We start from the raw sequence: 14,768 nt of genomic DNA on the forward strand, positions 1-14,768 counted from the left end.
TATGAGGCTGGCGTGCGTATGCGACACTATGGCAATAAAGACCCCTGCCCGACCGACTCAGCCGGCGCGACCGCTCGAAGGGGACCGAACGAGGTGGGAGGCCGTGGAGACGACCGCCGAGACCGCCTCCCGCGCGGTTCGGCCTCCGACCGTCGTCGAACACCGGCGACTGCCCGAGAAGGATTTCGGCGAGGCGCTGCTCGTCTGGCGCTGTGACGACTGCGGCGAACTCGGCTCGCTGACCTCGTTCCCGTCGGGGTGTCCCGACTGCGGCGCGGGTCGCGAGGCGCTGTTTTACTTCACCGAGGACTGACGCCTCGGTCGAGCGCGGTCCGCCACCGGCCGACCGCGACCGTTTTCCCGCCGGCCGACGACCCCCGGATATGTATCTCTCTCACCCCGTCCGTCGCATGCGCGACGACCCCCTCGACGACGAGGTCGCGGAACTCCGCGTCGAACCCGCGGACGACGACGCCCGCGCCGCGCTCGAAACCCGCGTCGAGTCGCTCGGCGGCAGCCTCGAACGCGAACTCCGGTTCGGCGGCGTCGTGGTCTCGCTCGCCGAGTCGGCCGTCTCCGACCTCTGCGAACTCGACGGTATCGAGCGAATCGAGACGGTCGACACGCTCGGCTACTGATTCTTCGCCCACGCGTGCGAGGCCAGAACCGCGACTGTTGTCAACTGTTTAGTGTATTCTCTGCGGACGTTCCGTATGGTCTCCCTCCATTCCCGCGTCACGCGAGTGGTCGGCGTCGTCGCCGCCGCCGTCGGCGCGTCCGCCGCGCTCTCCGCCAGCGAGTTCGGCATCGAACTCCGTGAGAGTACCGCGCCCGCCTCGCTCATCACACGCCTCGCCACCCGGTCGCCGCTCGAATTCGGCGCGCTACTCGTCGTGTTCGCGGCCGCTATCGTCCTCGTGACGGTTCCGATCGACTCATGAGCGTGCTCGCCGAACTCGGGGGCGTTTTCCTGCTCGTCGCGTACCTGTTGCTCCTCGCGGGCACGGCCGTGCAGTACCGGCGCGGAACGCTCTCCGCTCCGCGGGCGGTTCTCCTCGTCGGGATGTGTCTCACGTGGCTCTCGTACGCCCTCTTACAGGTGACGCAGTCCGGGACCGTGCCGACGGGAACGCCGCTCAACTACGCCCTCGACGCGCTCGCCGTCGTTGTCCTCGTCGTCGGCGTGGCCGCGATGGTCTGGTGGTGGCGGGCACGGGACGAAACGTGAGTTCTCGGGGACGCGTCGGTGACTGAGTTTCGTTCAGAGAAGTGCGTCGGCTGGGATTTGAACTCCACTCGCTCACTCACGTTCGCTCGCTAGTTCAAATCCCAGCGTCCCGCATTCACAACTCACAGTCCGAGCGACACGCACAGCGGTCGCTCGGAGGGTAGATTCGTTGTAGAAGTGCGTCGGCTGGGATTTGAACCGAACCCAGACGTGCTCGCTCACTTCGTTCGCTGTGCGCGACTGGTCGGGTTCAGAATCCCTCTTGGCCGCACTTCTTCACTCCACGGAAACTCGGAGTCTGACGACTCCTCGTTTGGTACCGTTCAGAAAGTGCGTCGGCTGGGATTTGAACCCAGGTTGTGACCATGGCAAGGTCACGTGATACCACTACACTACCGACGCATGTGGTGGAAGTGCGCTGGCTGGGATTTGAACCCAGGTTGTGACCATGGCAAGGTCACGTGATACCACTACACTACCAGCGCATTCCGCGTGTATCGTGGCGTGCTGCTGCGTTACTCGATAGTGTCGGGTTGATAAATAAGACTTGCGAAACGGGGGAGAAATCGGGCGACGGCGCGCCACCTGCTACCACGTGAGATTCGCCTTCGCCGACCTGTCGTCGACCGTGTAATTACGTACCACGCGTCATTCGCCAATCGTCCACAAACTGGGTCGTGGGACGCTCTACCACCCCAGAACGGATTCGCTACTCTTTTAGGTAGGCCCCCGGTACAAACGCCACAGTCTAGACGAGACGAGGATGAACCCGGCATGAAACTCAGCGTACTCGTGCCGTCCTCACTCGTCCGGGAAGCCGAAGATCAACGCGAGGCAACTCGCAAACTCGGCTACGTCGCCCGCGCGGCGGCGGTCTTCCGGGCGAACGAACTCGTCGTCTTCCCCGACGAAGACGGCGAGAACAAGTGGGGCGGCGAGTTCGTCGAAACCGTACTTCGGTACGCCGCGACGCCCCCCTACCTCCGCAAGGAGGTCTGGGGCAAGCGCGACGAACTCCGCTACGCTGGTATCCTGCCGCCCGTTCTCGTGGCGTCTACGACCGCGGACGACTCTGACGAGTCGCCCGCGTTGCGAGAAGGAATCGTGACCGAGGTCGGACCTGACGACCGCGTTCGGGTCAATTGCGGAATGCAACACCCGATCTCCCTGTTCGTCCCTCCCGGGATGGACCTCACAGAGGGAGAGCGCGTCGCTGTCAGGATCTCTTCGCGAGAACCGGTCCGTGCGCGGATCGTCGACGAGCCCCTCCCGGGCTTCGACGTATCCCGCATGGACCTCACGGAAGCACTCGGCAGGCCAGATGCGGGCGTGCGAATCGCCACGTCTCGCTATGGCGAACCGCTGTCGGTCCCCACATTGGGCGACTTGACGGCCCGCATCACCGATGCCGGCGGCATGACCGTCGTCTTCGGGTCGCCGGGCCGTGGGCTTCCGGACATGCTCGGGATGTCTCCCGAGGATGTTGCAGACGTCGAACCTTCCGTTGGTCCGGGGTTCGACCTCTGGCTCAATACGATTCCGCGACAGGGCAGCGAGGTCGTGCGAACAGAAGAAGCGATGTTCGCCTCCCTCGCCTCCCTGACACTCACGGAGTGAATCCATGCCACAACCAAGCAGACCACGAAAAGGCTCGATGGGCTTCAGCCCCCGCAAGCGTGTGACCAAAGAGGTCCCGCGTATCAAGTCGTGGCCAAGTGACGACGGTTCCCCTGCACTGCAGGGATTCGCTGGCTACAAGGCCGGTATGACCCACGTCATGATGGTCAACGACGAGGCCGACTCCCCCCGCGAGGGAATGGAGGAGTCCGTCCCGGTGACCGTCGTCGAGACGCCGCCGATGCGCGCCGTCGCCCTTCGCGCCTACGAGCAGACGCCGTACGGTATGAAGCCGCAGACCGAGGTCTGGACGGACGAGTTCCACGACGAACTCGACCGCGTCCTCGACCTGCCGGCAGAGAACACGTTCGACTCGGACGCCGACGCGCTTCGCGAGGCCGTCGAGGCCGGCGAAGTCGATGACCTCCGCGTCATCACGCACACGGTGCCCGCCGAGCTCGCGAACGTGCCCAAGAAGAAGCCCGACGTGATGGAGACTCGCGTCGGTGGCGGCTCCATGGTGGAGCGCGCCGACTTCGCCCTCGACCTCGTTGCCGAGGGCGGCGAACACGAGATGTCCGACGTGTTCCGCGCCGGCGAGTACCTCGACGCCGCGGGTGTCACGAAGGGTAAGGGTACGCAGGGTCCCGTCAAGCGATGGGGCGTCCAGAAGCGTAAGGGCAAGCACGCCCGCCAGGGCTGGAGACGCCGTATTGGCAACCTCGGCCCCTGGAACCCGTCCCGTGTCCGCTCTACGGTTCCGCAGCTCGGTCAGACTGGGTACCACCAGCGCACCGAGCTCAACAAGCGCCTCATCGACCTCGGTGAGGGTGACGAAGCCTCCGTCGAAGGTGGCTTCGTCAACTACGGCGAGGTCGACGGCTCCTACGCGCTCATCAAGGGCTCGCTGCCGGGCCCCAACAAGCGCCTTCTGCGGTTCCGCCCGGCCATCCGGCCGAACGACCAGCCGCGCCTCGACCCCGAGGTGCGCTACGTCTCTACCGCATCGAACCAGGGATAATCCATGCAGGCAACTATCCGAGACCTGAACGGCGACGACGCGGGCAGCATCGACCTGCCCGAGGTCTTCGAGACGGCTTACCGTCCCGACCTCATCAAGCGTGCCGTCATCGCCGCGCAGGCAAACCGAAAACAGCCGTACGGTGCCGACCCCTACGCCGGACTTCGAACCCCGGCAGAGTCCATGGGCAGCGGCCGTGGGATGTCCCACGACCCACGCCAGAACGGCGTCGCCCGACGCGTCCCGCACGCCGTCTCCGGCCGTCGCGCTCACCCGCCGAAGGCCGAGAAGGACCAGGGGAAGGAGATCAACACGAAGGAGCGTAAGCTCGCTGTCCGCTCGGCGCTCGCCGCCACGACGGACTCCGAGCTGGTCGCCGAGCGCGGTCACCGCTTCGACGACGACGTCGAGCTCCCCCTCGTCGTCTCCGACGACTTCGAGGACCTCGTCAAGACGAAGGAGGTCGTCGACCTCCTGCAGTCGCTCGGCGTCTACGACGACATCGAGCGCTCCGAGGAGAACAAGAAGGTCAAAGGCGGCCAAGGCAAGCTCCGCGGTCGCAAGTACACCCGTCCGAAGTCCATTCTCTTCGTGACGGCCGAGGAGCCCTCGAAGGCCGCTCGCAACCTCGCCGGCGTCGACGTCGCCACCGCGGCGAACGTCTCCGCCGAGGACCTCGCGCCCGGCACCCACGCCGGTCGCCTCACGCTCTTCACCGAGAGCGCGCTCGAGGAGGTCGCAGAACGATGAGCATCATCGAACACCCGCTGGTCACGGAGAAGGCGATGAACCAGATGGACTTCGACAACAAGCTCCAGTTCATCGTCCACATCGACTCGACGAAGTCCGACGTGAAGGACGAAGTCCAGTCGCGCTACGACGTGACCGTCGAGAAGGTCAACACGCAGGTCACGATGAAAGGCAAGAAGAAAGCAACAGTTCGTCTCTCTGAAGACGACGACGCGCAGGAAGTCGCGTCGCGTATCGGGGTGTTCTAACCATGGGACGCCGAATTCAGGGCCAGCGTCGTGGTCGCGGTACGTCCACCTTCCGGGCGCCGTCGCACCGCTACAAGGCCGAACTGTCGCACAAGAAGTCCGAGGAGAAAGACACCATCACGGGCACGGTCGTCGGCATCGAGCACGACCCCGCACGCAGCGCGCCCATCGCCCTCGTCGAGTTCGAGGACGAACAGCGCATGATTCTCGCGCCCGAGGGTGTCACCGTCGGCGAAGAGCTTCAGATCGGCGTTTCCGCCGAAATCAAGCCCGGCAACACGCTGCCGCTCGCCGAGATTCCCGAGGGTGTCCCCGTCTGTAACGTCGAGCACCAGCCCGGCGACGGCGGGAAGTTCGCCCGCGCCTCCGGCGTGAGCGCGCAGCTTCTCTCGCACGACCGCAAGGTCGCCATCGTGAAGCTCCCGTCGGGCGAGGTCAAGCGCCTCAACCCCAACTGCCGAGCCACCATCGGCGTCGTCGCCGGTGGCGGCCGCACGGAGAAGCCGTTCGTCAAGGCAGGCAAGAAGTACCACAAGATGAAAGCGCGCGGTATCAAGTGGCCGCGCGTGCGTGGTGTTGCTATGAACGCCGTCGACCACCCGTTCGGTGGCGGCGGCCGGCAGCACCCCGGTCAGCCGAAGTCCGTCTCGCGGAACGCTCCGCCGGGCCGGAAGGTCGGTGACATCGCCTCCAAACGCACCGGTCGCGGTGGCAAGGGAGGTAAGTAACCATGAGTACGCAATACCGCACCGGCCGCGAAGGTGAGTTCACCTACCGCGGCTACACGCTCGACGAGCTGCAGGACATGGAGCTCGACGAGGTCGCGGAACTGCTCCCCGCTCGTCAGCGGCGAACCATCACCCGAGGCCTGTCGGCCGAGCACGAGAAACTGCTCGCGAAGGCTCAGGACAAGACGGAAGAGGAGACGGCTAACACGCCGATTCGAACGCACCTGCGTGACATGCCGATTCTCCCCGAATTCGTCGGTCTCACCTTCGCCGTCTACACCGGCCAGGAGTTCGAACGCACCCAGATTCAGCCCGAGATGATCGGTCACTACCTGGGCGAGTTCCAGCTGACCCGTAGCTCGGTCGAGCACGGTCAGGCCGGTATCGGCGCGACCCGGTCTTCGAAGTTCGTGCCCCTCAAGTAAACCATGGGAATCAACTACAGCGTCGAGGCCGACCCGGACACCACGGCCAAGGGTATGCTCCGGGACCGGCCCATCAGCATCAAGCACAGCAAGGCCATCTCCCGAGCCATCAAGGGGATGCCCGTCGCCGACGCAGAGGAGTACCTCGAAGCCGTCATCGACGGCGAGCGGTCGGTTCCGTTCAAGCAGCACAACTCCGGTGTCGGTCACCGAAGCGACATCGACGGCTGGGACGCGGGACGGTACCCCGAGAAGGCGTCCAAGGCGTTCCTCGAACTCCTCGAAAACGTTCGCAACAACGCGACCGAACAGGGGTTCGACGGACCGGCCATGGAGATCAAGCACGTCGCCGCCCACAAGGTCGGCGAACGTCAGGGTCGCAAGCCCCGTGCCTTCGGTCGGGCGGACCCGTGGAACACCCCAATCTGTGACGTCGAACTCATCATCGAAGAGGTCGAGGAATAATGGCTGACGAACACCAATTCATCGAGAACGGACTGCAGCGGTCCCAGATCGACGAGTTCTTCGCCGAAGAGCTCGGCCGAGCGGGCTACGGCGGCATGGACGTCGCCAAGACGCCGATGGGCACCCAGATCGTGCTCAAGGCCGAAAAGCCCGGGATGGTCATCGGGAAAGGCGGGAAGAACATCCGTAAGGTCACCCGCGAACTCGAAGAGCGATTCAACCTCGACGACCCCCAGATCGACGTGCAGGAAGTCGACGAGCCGGACCTCAACGCCCGGATCGTCGCCGACCGCCTCGCCAACGCGCTCGAGCGCGGCTGGTACTTCCGTAAGGCGGGCCACACGACCATCGACCGCATCATGGACGCCGGCGCCCTCGGTGCCGAAATCGTCCTCTCCGGTAAGGTCACGGGCGCTCGCTCCCGCGTCGAGAAGTTCAACCGCGGCTACATCAAGCACAACGGCGAGCCCGCACAGGAGATCGTCGACGAGGGCCAGGGCGTCGCAGTCATGAAGCTCGGCACCATCGGCGTGACGGTCAAGATCATCCCGCCGGGTGCGAAGCTCCCCGACGACTTCGAAGTCGAGGAAGACGCGAACCCCGAAGCGGTCGAACAGATCGAAGAGACCGAGAGCGTCGAGGACCTCCTCGAAGAGGAGCCGGAGGAAGTTCCGGACGTCTCCGAGGAGGCCGACGCCGAGACGGACGCAGTCGACGAAGACGTCGTCGAGGAAGCGGCCGTCGAAGCGGTCGAAGAAGAAGTCGTCGACGAAGCCGACGACGAGGACGACGAAGCGGTCGAGGAAGTCGTCGACGACGACGAAGAACTCGACGAAGACGTCGCCGAAGAGGCGGCCGACCTCGTCGCGGAGATGGAAGACGACGACGAAGAAACGGAGGAAGAATAAATGGCGATCCTCTACACCGAAGAGATTCGCGACATGACGCCCGCAGAGCGCACCGCCGAGCTCGAAGAGCTCGAGACGGAGCTGCTCAACGCGAAGGCCGTGCAGGCCGCGGGTGGCGCGCCGGAGAACCCCGGCCGCGTCTCTGAACTGAAGAAGACCATCGCCCGAATCAAGACGATTCAGGGCGAAGAAGGCGACCTCGACGAAGAATAAAATGCCACTCACACCCGAGACCCTCACGCGACACGAGCTCAACGGCCTCCACGTGGAGGTCGTCGACGCGGCGAACCCCGACCTCGTCGGGATAGCCGGTCGCATCGTCGTCGAGACGATGCACACGCTCATGGTCGACGACGGGTCCCGGGTGCGGCAGGTGCCGAAACGAGGGGCGACCTTCGAATTCGAGATTCCGCGTACAGATGAAGCCGCCGGCGCCGCGAAGGCGTCGGGGACCGCGTCCAAACTTCGGTCGGATACTACTGGCGGATTTGATGCCAGTCAGTCTGATCGGCTCGCCGACTCATCATCGGCGGCTTCCCGTCCCGGGAATTGCGAGGGCGCGGCCTACGTTACGGTGGATGGCGCACAACTGCTCTCACGACCCGCCCTGCGCACCGAAACTACAGGTGACTCGAAATGGCGATAGGACTTGACGTTCCAATGCCTCCGGAACCAGACAATTCCGAGGCTTACGACTACGAAAAATGTCCGTTCTACGGCTCGCTCTCCGTCCGGGGTCAGACCCTGGAGGGGACAGTCGTCTCGACGGACATGGCAAAGACCGTCATCGTCGAGCGGGAGTACGACGTATTCGTTCCGAAGTACGACCGCTACATGAAGCGACGTTCCCGCATCCCGGCACACGTGCCGGGCGTGCTCGACGACGTCGCTGTCGGTGACGAAGTAACGATTGCGGAGACCCGACCTCTCTCGAAGACGAAATCCCACGTCGTCGTCGAGATTATCGGAGGTGACGAGTGATGGAAGCGCTCAAAGCGGACATCACCAAGGGTGTCGCCCGTGGCTCGCTGGTCACGTGCGCCGACAACACCGGCGCTCGTGAACTGAAGATTATCAGCGTCGCGGGTTACTCCGGCACGAAGAACCGCCACCCCAAGGCAGGCATCGGGAACAAGGTGACCGTCTCGGTCACCAAGGGTACCCCCGAGATGCGCCGCCAGGTGCTCGAAGCGGTCATCGTCCGCCAGCGGAAATCCATCCGCCGGCCCGATGGCACGCGTGTGAAGTTCGAGGACAACGCCGCCGTCATCATCGACGAGATGGAAGAGCCTCGCGGGACCGAAATCAAGGGTCCCGTCGCACGCGAAGTCGCCGAGCGCTTCGGGAGTATCGCATCGACGGCTACGATGATTGTATAGTATGACTCGACAACCGCGCAAACAGCGAACCCAGATTCGCGACGCGCCGCTCCACGAGCGGCAAAAGCAGGTCCGCGCACCGCTGTCGGACGACCTCAGCGAGGAGTACGGCAGCCGTAACGTCCGCGTCAACGCGGGCGACACGGTCGAGGTGCTCCGCGGCGACTTCGCCGGCGAAGAAAGCGAAGTCACCGAGGTCGACCTCACCGACGCCGTCATCTACGTCGACGGCGTCACCGTTGAGAAAGCCGACGGCGAGGAGGTCCCACGCCCCCTTCAGGCCAGTAACGTCCGCGTGACGGAACTGGACCTCGAAGACGACGTGCGCGAGGCCCGACTCAAGGAGGATAACGAATGACTCGACACCAGAAGCGACTGTCCGTACCGAAGTCCTGGCCGGTCGAGCGCAAGACAGGCACGTTCACGGTCAAGGCCGGAGCGGGTCCGCACGGCGAAGAGGGGGTTCCCCTCCTCATCGTCCTGCGCGACGTGCTCGGCTACGTGGACTCGAAGAAGGAGGCCCAGTACGCCCTCAACCACCAGAGCATTCTGGTCAACGGCGACGTGGCTTCCGACGTCCGCCGTCCCATCGGGATGTTCGACATCCTGGCGTTCGTCCAGCGAGAGGAGTACTACCGCGTCTTCCCCGACGAGGGAGGCCGCCTGGCGCTGACCCCCATCGACGCCGACTCGGCATCCAGCCGTCTCGGTAAGATCGTGAACAAGACGCAGGTCGGCGGTGGCGACTTCCAGCTGACGCTCCACGACGGGGCGACCCTCATCGTCGAGGACGCCTCGGAGTACAGCGGCAAGGACTCCATCGTCGTCGACAACGAGACGAAGGACGTCGTCGCGCACTTCCCCTACGAGGAAGGCGCGCTCGTCACGGCCGTCAACGGACGGCACTCCGGCGAAATCGGCGAAATCACCGAGATTATCGTCACGCCCGGCAGCGGGAACAACTCCGTTGTCGTCGAGACCGAAGACGGCGAGTTCGAGACGGTCGAACAGTACGTCGTCGTCATCGACGAGAACTTCACGGGTGATGACGAATGAGCGAGGCTGACTTCCACGCGATGCGCGACCCGCGCATCGAGAAGGTCGTCGTCCACATGGGCGTCGGCGAAGGTGGTCGCGAACTCGCGAAGGCCGAGGACATCCTCGAGGAGATCACCGGTCAGGAGAGCGTTCGCACGATCTCCGGCCGCGCCTCGCAGGACTTCGGCGTCCGCCGCGGCGAACCCGTCGGCGCGAAGGTCACCCTCCGTGGTGACACCGCCGTCGAGTTCCTCGAAACCGCACTCCCCATCGCGGACCTCTCCGTCTCGTCGTTCGACCAGACGGGCAACTTCGGCTTCGGCGTCGAAGAGCACACGGAGTTCCCGAGCCAGGAGTACGACCCGCAGATCGGTATCTACGGGCTGGACGTGACGGTCAACCTCGTCCGCCCCGGCTACCGAGTGAAAAAGCGCGACAAGCGTTCCCGCCAGATTCCGTCGTCCCACCGGATGACCGTCGAGGACGCCGTCGCGTTCATCGAGTCCACGTTCGACGTGGAGGTTGAAGAATGAGCGATAGCGAAACAGAACAGACGGGCGAGCACGCATCCCGCCGCACCGGCCAGGAGAACGAGTGCCGGCGCTGCGGTCGAAAGCAGGGACTTGTCAGCAAGTACGACATCAACCTGTGCCGCCAGTGCTTCCGAGAGATCGCCCGCGAGATGGGATTCAAGAAGTACCGATAAGCAATGGCTGACAACGACCCACTCAGTAGCGCTCTCTCCGGTGTGGACAACGCCGAGAGCGTCGGACATCTGTCCCACGAGATCCAGCCCGCCTCCAACATCATCGGCTCCGTCCTCGAGGTCTTCTACGACCGCGGGTACATCGACGGCTTCGAGTTCGTCGACGACGGCAAGGCCGGTCTGTTCGAGGTCGAACTGAAAGGCGCAATCAACGATTGTGGCGTCGTCAAGCCCCGGTATTCCGCCGGAGCCGACGACTTCGAGAAATGGGAGAAGCGATTCCTCCCCGCCCGTGACTACGGCGCGCTCATCGTCACGACGAGCCACGGCGTCATGAGCCATTACGAGGCCCGCGAGAAGGGCATCGGTGGCCAGATCATCGCCTACGTCTACTAGAACAATGAGCCGAATAGAAATCGAAATCCCGGACGAGGTATCCGCCGAGGTCAAAAACCTCGAGCTCACCATCGAGGGCCCCAACGGAAGCGTCACCAAGCGCCTCTGGTACCCGAACGTCTCGGTCTCCGCCGAAGACGACGCAATCGTCATCGAGAGCGACGTCGAGAACGCGAAGACCAACGCGACCATCGGTACCTTCGAGAGCCACGTGAACAACATGCTTCACGGCGCGACCGAGGGGTGGGAGTACAAGATGGAAGTCCACTACGCTCACTTCCCGATGCAGGTTAGTGTCGAAGGGAGCGACGTGGTCATCAAGAACTTCCTCGGCGAGAAGTCCCCGCGACGAGCGCAGATTCGCGGCGACACGGACGTACAGGTCGACGGCGAAGAACTCACCCTGACGGGCTCCAACAAGGAGGACGTCGGGCAGACCGCCGCCGACATCGAACAACTCACCCGCGTCAAGGACAAGGACACTCGCGTGTTCACCGACGGCGTGTACATCACCCAGAAACCGCAGACTGGTGATGCCTAATGTCGGAAGAAATCACCGAACTCGAAGACATCAGCGGCGTCGGCCCGTCGAAGGCCGACGCACTCCGCGAAGCCGGCTTCGAGAGCGTCGACGACGTACAGGCCGCGAGCCAGTCCGAACTGGCCGAGGTCGACGGCATCGGTAACGCGCTCGCCGCGCGTATCAAAGCCGACGTCGGTGGCCTCGAGGTCTCCGACGAGGCCGAGGCCGAAGTCGAAGACGAGTCCGAAGCCGAGCCAGAGGAAGAGGAAGCCGAAGAGGTCGAGACGGAGCTTCAGCCCCGCGGTCACGCGGACAAGAAGCCCCAGCTCGACGAGGAAACCGCGGAAGCCCTGGCGCAGAAGCGCCGCGAGGGCAAGCCGCAGTTCAACCGGCAGGACCACCACAAGAAGAAGCGCACGCCCACGTCGTGGCGTCGCCCCCGTGGTGGGCTCTCCAAACAGCGTATCGGCATCAAGGGCAAGGGCCCCAAGGTCGAGGCGGGCTACCGCACGCCGAAGGCCGCCCGCGGCCTGCACCCGTCGGGCTTCGAGGAGGTCCGCGTGTTCAACACGGACGACCTCGAAGGCATCGACGGCGATACGCAGGCAGTTCGCATCGCCTCCTCGGTCGGCGCGCGCAAGCGCGAGCGCATCGAGGAAGCGTGTGAGGACCGCGAGATTCGCGTCCTCAACCCCACCTACGTCGAAGTCGAGGTGGACAACTGATGACGGACCTCAAAGCGCAGAAGCGAATGGCGGCCGACGTCCTCGACGTCGGCAAGGGTCGAGTTTGGTTCGACCCAGAGGAACAGGCCGAAATCGCGGAGGCCATCACGCGCGAAGACATCCGTGAACTCGTCGACGAGGGCACGATTCGCGCCAAGGACGCCAAGGGCAACTCGAAGGGTCGCGCACGCGAGCGCGCCGCCAAGCGTTCCTACGGTCACCGCAAGGGTGCCGGCTCCCGCAAGGGCCGTTCCGGCGCTCGACAGAACAAGAAAGACGCATGGGTCAGCCGAATCCGCGCCCAGCGCCGTCGCCTGAAGGAGCTTCGCGAGGACGGAACGCTCGACCGTTCCCAGTACCGCACGCTCTACAACAAGGCGTCCGGTGGCGAATTCGATAGCGTGGACCGGCTCGAAGCGTACATTCAGAACAACTACCAGGTGGAGATTCAATAATGGCGACCGGACCACGATACAAGGTTCCGATGCGGCGTCGCCGCGAAGTCCGGACCGATTACCATCAAAGGTTGCGCCTGCTGAAATCGGGCAAGCCCCGCCTCGTTGCTCGCGTGAGCAACAAGCACGTCAGGGCGCAGCTGGTCACTCCGGGCCCGCAGGGCGACGAGACCCACGCTGCAGCGACCTCTGCCGACCTCGACGAGTACGGCTGGGAAGCCCCCACGGGCAACCTCCCGAGCGCGTACCTCACGGGGTATCTGGCAGGTAAGCGGGCGCTGGCCGCCGGCGTCGAGGAAGCGGTCCTCGACATCGGCCTCAACACGGCCACGCCCGGAAACAAGGTCTTCGCGGTGCAGGAGGGTGCTATCGACGCTGGCCTCGAAATCCCCCACAACGATGCAGTACTCGCTGACTGGGACCGCAACCGCGGTGTCCACATCGCCGAGTACGCAGAGCAGCTCGACGAGCCGCTCTACAGTGGAGACTTCGATGCCACGAACCTCCCCGACCACTTCGACGAAGTGCTCGGGAACCTTCAGGAGGACGAATGAGCAGAAATAACAACGGCTGGGAGCCGCGAACGCGGCTCGGCCGCATGGTGCAGAACGGCGACGTCACGTCGATGGACCAGGCGCTCGAGACGGGACTTCCGCTCAAGGAACCCCAGCTCGTCGACCAGCTCCTTCCCGGACTGGACGACGAGGTGCTCGACATCAACATGGTCCAGCGCATGACCGACTCCGGCCGCCGGGTGAAGTTCCGGTGTGTCGTCGCAGTCGGGAACCGTGACGGCTACCTCGGCTACGCTGAGGCCCGCGACGACCAGGTCGGCGGTGCCATCCAGAAAGCCATCGAGGTGGCGAAACTGAACATCATCAAGGTAGACCGCGGCTCGGGGTCGTGGGAAGACCGCGCAGGCGGCCTCAACTCCCTCTCGCGCAAGGCAGAGGGCAAGGCCGGCTCCGTGACGGTCCGCATCATCCCCGCCCCGCAGGGTCTCGGCCTCGCGGCCGCAGAGACCGTCCGGAACATCCTCGAACTCGCCGGCATCCAGGACGCCTGGACCAAGAGCGACGGGAACACCCGGACCACGGTCAACCTCGCGAAGGCGACCTACAACGCGCTCAAGAACGCGTCGCAGTCTCGTACGCCGCAGCGCGCTCGTGAAGTGCGTCAGGAGGTGCGCGAATAATGCAGGCTATCGTTCAGCTTCGCGGTGAGGTCAACATCGCACAGGACGTCCGCGACACGCTCTCGATGCTCAACATCCACCGCGTGAACCACGCGACGTTCGTGCCGGAAACGGACGCCTACCGCGGGATGATCTCGAAGGTCAACGACTTCGTCGCGCACGGCGAGCCGAGCGTCGACGTCGTCGAGACCCTCATCAGCACGCGCGCCGAGCCCGAGCAGGGCGACGGCGACATCACCGACGAGTGGGTCTCCGAGAACACCGACTACGACGACGTGGCCGCGCTCGCGCAGGCCATCGTCGACGAGGAGACGACGCTGCGAAAGCAGGGCGTCTCCCCCGTGCTCCGTCTGCACCCGCCGCGCGGCGGTCACCGCGGACAGAAGCACGTCACCAAGGAAGGTGGCCAACTCGGAAAGCACAGCACCGAACAGATCGACGAGCTCCTGGAGGACATGCGATGACGTCCAAGAAGCGACGCCAACGCGGTTCCCGCACGCACAGCGGCGGTACGCACAAGAACCGACGCGGTGCCGGTCACCGCGGCGGTCGCGGCCGCGCCGGACGCGACAAACACGAGTTCCACAACTACGAGCCGCTCGGCAAGCACGGCTTCAAGCGACCGGACGTCCTGCAGGACGACGTCGCCGAAGTCAAGATCCAGAAGCTCGACGAGGACGCGGCGCTCCTCGCGGCCGACGGAGTCGCCGAGAAGGACGGCGACACCTACACCATCGACGCCCGCGACGTGGCCGAGGACGGCTGGGAAGCGGACGTCGTGAAGGTGCTCGGTGGCGGGCAGGTTCGTAACGAACTGCACGTCGTCGCCGACGCCTTCACCGCCGGTGCCGTCGAACTCATCGAAGAGGCGGGCGGCAACGCCGAACTCTCCGAACGCGCCGAAGAAGCGGCGGAGGCCGAGGAATCGGCCGACGCCGACGAGGACGACGAGGAATAAATC

Annotated in this window: 28 protein-coding genes and 2 tRNA genes; 28 read left to right on the forward strand and 2 right to left on the reverse strand. The window is 64.6% G+C overall.

Features of this window, described 5'->3' with window-relative positions; genetic code table 11:
* Positions 1-28 precede the first annotated feature (28 nt).
* The 4 genes from DEQ92_RS09675 (at position 29) to DEQ92_RS09690 (ending at position 1,228) form a co-directional block, all read left to right on the forward strand.
* Positions 29-313, forward strand: coding sequence for a hypothetical protein (locus DEQ92_RS09675; protein ID WP_049905064.1), 285 nt, complete (start codon positions 29-31; stop codon positions 311-313).
* A gap of 70 nt (positions 314-383) precedes the next feature.
* Positions 384-638: a hypothetical protein gene (locus DEQ92_RS09680; protein ID WP_004974905.1), complete on the forward strand. Its 255-nt coding sequence runs from the start codon at positions 384-386 to the stop codon at positions 636-638.
* 75 nt (positions 639-713) lie between these two features.
* Positions 714-941, forward strand: a complete 228-nt coding sequence (locus tag DEQ92_RS09685; protein ID WP_004974906.1) for a hypothetical protein — start codon at positions 714-716, stop codon at positions 939-941.
* Entirely contained in the window at positions 938-1,228 is a 291-nt protein-coding gene (locus DEQ92_RS09690) for a hypothetical protein (protein ID WP_004974907.1), read from the forward strand. Before DEQ92_RS09685 ends, DEQ92_RS09690 begins: the two co-directional genes overlap by 4 nt.
* Positions 1,229-1,559: 331 nt before the next feature.
* Here DEQ92_RS09690 and DEQ92_RS09695 read toward each other — a convergent pair.
* Positions 1,560-1,630: transfer RNA gene (locus DEQ92_RS09695), tRNA-Gly, on the reverse strand.
* Between the two features lie 12 nt (positions 1,631-1,642).
* Positions 1,643-1,713 (reverse strand) — tRNA-Gly (locus tag DEQ92_RS09700).
* A gap of 289 nt (positions 1,714-2,002) precedes the next feature.
* On the opposite strand from DEQ92_RS09700, the gene DEQ92_RS09705 reads away from it, so the two are divergent.
* The 24 genes from DEQ92_RS09705 to DEQ92_RS09820 are packed head-to-tail and all read left to right on the forward strand — an operon-like array spanning position 2,003 to position 14,765.
* Positions 2,003-2,845 (forward strand): putative RNA uridine N3 methyltransferase, encoded by an 843-nt coding sequence (locus DEQ92_RS09705; protein WP_004974908.1) that lies wholly within the window; start codon positions 2,003-2,005, stop codon positions 2,843-2,845.
* A 4-nt stretch (positions 2,846-2,849) separates the two neighbouring features.
* Positions 2,850-3,866: a 50S ribosomal protein L3 gene (locus DEQ92_RS09710; RefSeq protein WP_004974909.1), complete on the forward strand. Its 1,017-nt coding sequence runs from the start codon at positions 2,850-2,852 to the stop codon at positions 3,864-3,866.
* A gap of 3 nt (positions 3,867-3,869) precedes the next feature.
* The gene (gene rpl4p, locus DEQ92_RS09715; RefSeq protein ID WP_008095285.1) at positions 3,870-4,616 is read left to right on the forward strand and encodes a 50S ribosomal protein L4; all 747 of its coding nucleotides are present in this window, start codon (positions 3,870-3,872) and stop codon (positions 4,614-4,616) included.
* Positions 4,613-4,864, forward strand: a complete 252-nt coding sequence (locus tag DEQ92_RS09720) for a 50S ribosomal protein L23 (RefSeq protein ID WP_004974911.1) — start codon at positions 4,613-4,615, stop codon at positions 4,862-4,864. The genes rpl4p and DEQ92_RS09720 overlap by 4 nt, the downstream gene beginning before the upstream one ends.
* Before the next feature lie 2 nt (positions 4,865-4,866).
* On the forward strand, positions 4,867-5,592 hold the full coding sequence (locus tag DEQ92_RS09725; RefSeq protein WP_004974912.1) for a 50S ribosomal protein L2: 726 nt from the start codon (positions 4,867-4,869) through the stop codon (positions 5,590-5,592).
* A 2-nt stretch (positions 5,593-5,594) separates the two neighbouring features.
* Entirely contained in the window at positions 5,595-6,017 is a 423-nt protein-coding gene (locus DEQ92_RS09730; protein ID WP_004974913.1) for a 30S ribosomal protein S19, read from the forward strand.
* 3 nt (positions 6,018-6,020) lie between these two features.
* On the forward strand, positions 6,021-6,482 hold the full coding sequence (locus DEQ92_RS09735) for a 50S ribosomal protein L22 (protein ID WP_004042608.1): 462 nt from the start codon (positions 6,021-6,023) through the stop codon (positions 6,480-6,482).
* Positions 6,482-7,390 carry a 30S ribosomal protein S3 gene (locus tag DEQ92_RS09740; RefSeq protein WP_004974914.1) on the forward strand — a complete coding sequence of 303 codons (909 nt, stop codon included), beginning with the start codon at positions 6,482-6,484 and terminating at the stop codon, positions 7,388-7,390. Before DEQ92_RS09735 ends, DEQ92_RS09740 begins: the two co-directional genes overlap by 1 nt.
* Entirely contained in the window at positions 7,391-7,603 is a 213-nt protein-coding gene (gene rpmC / locus DEQ92_RS09745) for a 50S ribosomal protein L29 (protein WP_004062417.1), read from the forward strand.
* Position 7,604: 1 nt separating this feature from the next.
* Positions 7,605-8,036: a ribonuclease P protein component 1 gene (locus DEQ92_RS09750; RefSeq protein WP_049967753.1), complete on the forward strand. Its 432-nt coding sequence runs from the start codon at positions 7,605-7,607 to the stop codon at positions 8,034-8,036.
* The gene (locus tag DEQ92_RS09755) at positions 8,027-8,371 is read left to right on the forward strand and encodes a 30S ribosomal protein S17 (protein WP_049905065.1); all 345 of its coding nucleotides are present in this window, start codon (positions 8,027-8,029) and stop codon (positions 8,369-8,371) included. Before DEQ92_RS09750 ends, DEQ92_RS09755 begins: the two co-directional genes overlap by 10 nt.
* Positions 8,371-8,769 carry a 50S ribosomal protein L14 gene (locus tag DEQ92_RS09760; RefSeq protein ID WP_004974917.1) on the forward strand — a complete coding sequence of 133 codons (399 nt, stop codon included), beginning with the start codon at positions 8,371-8,373 and terminating at the stop codon, positions 8,767-8,769. The genes DEQ92_RS09755 and DEQ92_RS09760 overlap by 1 nt, the downstream gene beginning before the upstream one ends.
* Before the next feature lies 1 nt (position 8,770).
* Positions 8,771-9,127 carry a 50S ribosomal protein L24 gene (gene rplX / locus DEQ92_RS09765; protein WP_004974918.1) on the forward strand — a complete coding sequence of 119 codons (357 nt, stop codon included), beginning with the start codon at positions 8,771-8,773 and terminating at the stop codon, positions 9,125-9,127.
* The gene (locus DEQ92_RS09770; protein ID WP_004974919.1) at positions 9,124-9,825 is read left to right on the forward strand and encodes a 30S ribosomal protein S4e; all 702 of its coding nucleotides are present in this window, start codon (positions 9,124-9,126) and stop codon (positions 9,823-9,825) included. Before rplX ends, DEQ92_RS09770 begins: the two co-directional genes overlap by 4 nt.
* Positions 9,822-10,340 (forward strand): 50S ribosomal protein L5, encoded by a 519-nt coding sequence (locus tag DEQ92_RS09775; RefSeq protein ID WP_004974920.1) that lies wholly within the window; start codon positions 9,822-9,824, stop codon positions 10,338-10,340. The genes DEQ92_RS09770 and DEQ92_RS09775 overlap by 4 nt, the downstream gene beginning before the upstream one ends.
* Positions 10,337-10,513 carry a 30S ribosomal protein S14 gene (locus DEQ92_RS09780; RefSeq protein WP_004042587.1) on the forward strand — a complete coding sequence of 59 codons (177 nt, stop codon included), beginning with the start codon at positions 10,337-10,339 and terminating at the stop codon, positions 10,511-10,513. Before DEQ92_RS09775 ends, DEQ92_RS09780 begins: the two co-directional genes overlap by 4 nt.
* Before the next feature lie 3 nt (positions 10,514-10,516).
* On the forward strand, positions 10,517-10,909 hold the full coding sequence (locus tag DEQ92_RS09785; protein WP_004042581.1) for a 30S ribosomal protein S8: 393 nt from the start codon (positions 10,517-10,519) through the stop codon (positions 10,907-10,909).
* A 4-nt stretch (positions 10,910-10,913) separates the two neighbouring features.
* On the forward strand, positions 10,914-11,450 hold the full coding sequence (locus DEQ92_RS09790; RefSeq protein WP_004974940.1) for a 50S ribosomal protein L6: 537 nt from the start codon (positions 10,914-10,916) through the stop codon (positions 11,448-11,450).
* Positions 11,450-12,157 (forward strand): 50S ribosomal protein L32e, encoded by a 708-nt coding sequence (locus DEQ92_RS09795; RefSeq protein ID WP_004974943.1) that lies wholly within the window; start codon positions 11,450-11,452, stop codon positions 12,155-12,157. Before DEQ92_RS09790 ends, DEQ92_RS09795 begins: the two co-directional genes overlap by 1 nt.
* Complete coding sequence (locus DEQ92_RS09800) at positions 12,157-12,612, forward strand: 50S ribosomal protein L19e (RefSeq protein WP_004974946.1); 456 nt, start codon at positions 12,157-12,159, stop codon at positions 12,610-12,612. The genes DEQ92_RS09795 and DEQ92_RS09800 overlap by 1 nt, the downstream gene beginning before the upstream one ends.
* A complete protein-coding gene (locus DEQ92_RS09805) occupies positions 12,612-13,166 on the forward strand; it encodes a 50S ribosomal protein L18 (protein ID WP_004969595.1) in 555 nt (184 codons plus the stop codon). Before DEQ92_RS09800 ends, DEQ92_RS09805 begins: the two co-directional genes overlap by 1 nt.
* On the forward strand, positions 13,163-13,807 hold the full coding sequence (locus DEQ92_RS09810) for a 30S ribosomal protein S5 (RefSeq protein ID WP_049905066.1): 645 nt from the start codon (positions 13,163-13,165) through the stop codon (positions 13,805-13,807). Before DEQ92_RS09805 ends, DEQ92_RS09810 begins: the two co-directional genes overlap by 4 nt.
* Positions 13,807-14,271, forward strand: a complete 465-nt coding sequence (locus DEQ92_RS09815) for a 50S ribosomal protein L30 (protein WP_004974952.1) — start codon at positions 13,807-13,809, stop codon at positions 14,269-14,271. Before DEQ92_RS09810 ends, DEQ92_RS09815 begins: the two co-directional genes overlap by 1 nt.
* Positions 14,268-14,765 carry an uL15m family ribosomal protein gene (locus DEQ92_RS09820; protein ID WP_004974953.1) on the forward strand — a complete coding sequence of 166 codons (498 nt, stop codon included), beginning with the start codon at positions 14,268-14,270 and terminating at the stop codon, positions 14,763-14,765. Before DEQ92_RS09815 ends, DEQ92_RS09820 begins: the two co-directional genes overlap by 4 nt.
* The last annotated feature ends 3 nt before the right edge of the window (positions 14,766-14,768 follow it).

Source organism: Haloferax sp. Atlit-6N (assembly GCF_003383195.1).
Classification (GTDB): Archaea; Halobacteriota; Halobacteria; order Halobacteriales; family Haloferacaceae; genus Haloferax; species Haloferax gibbonsii.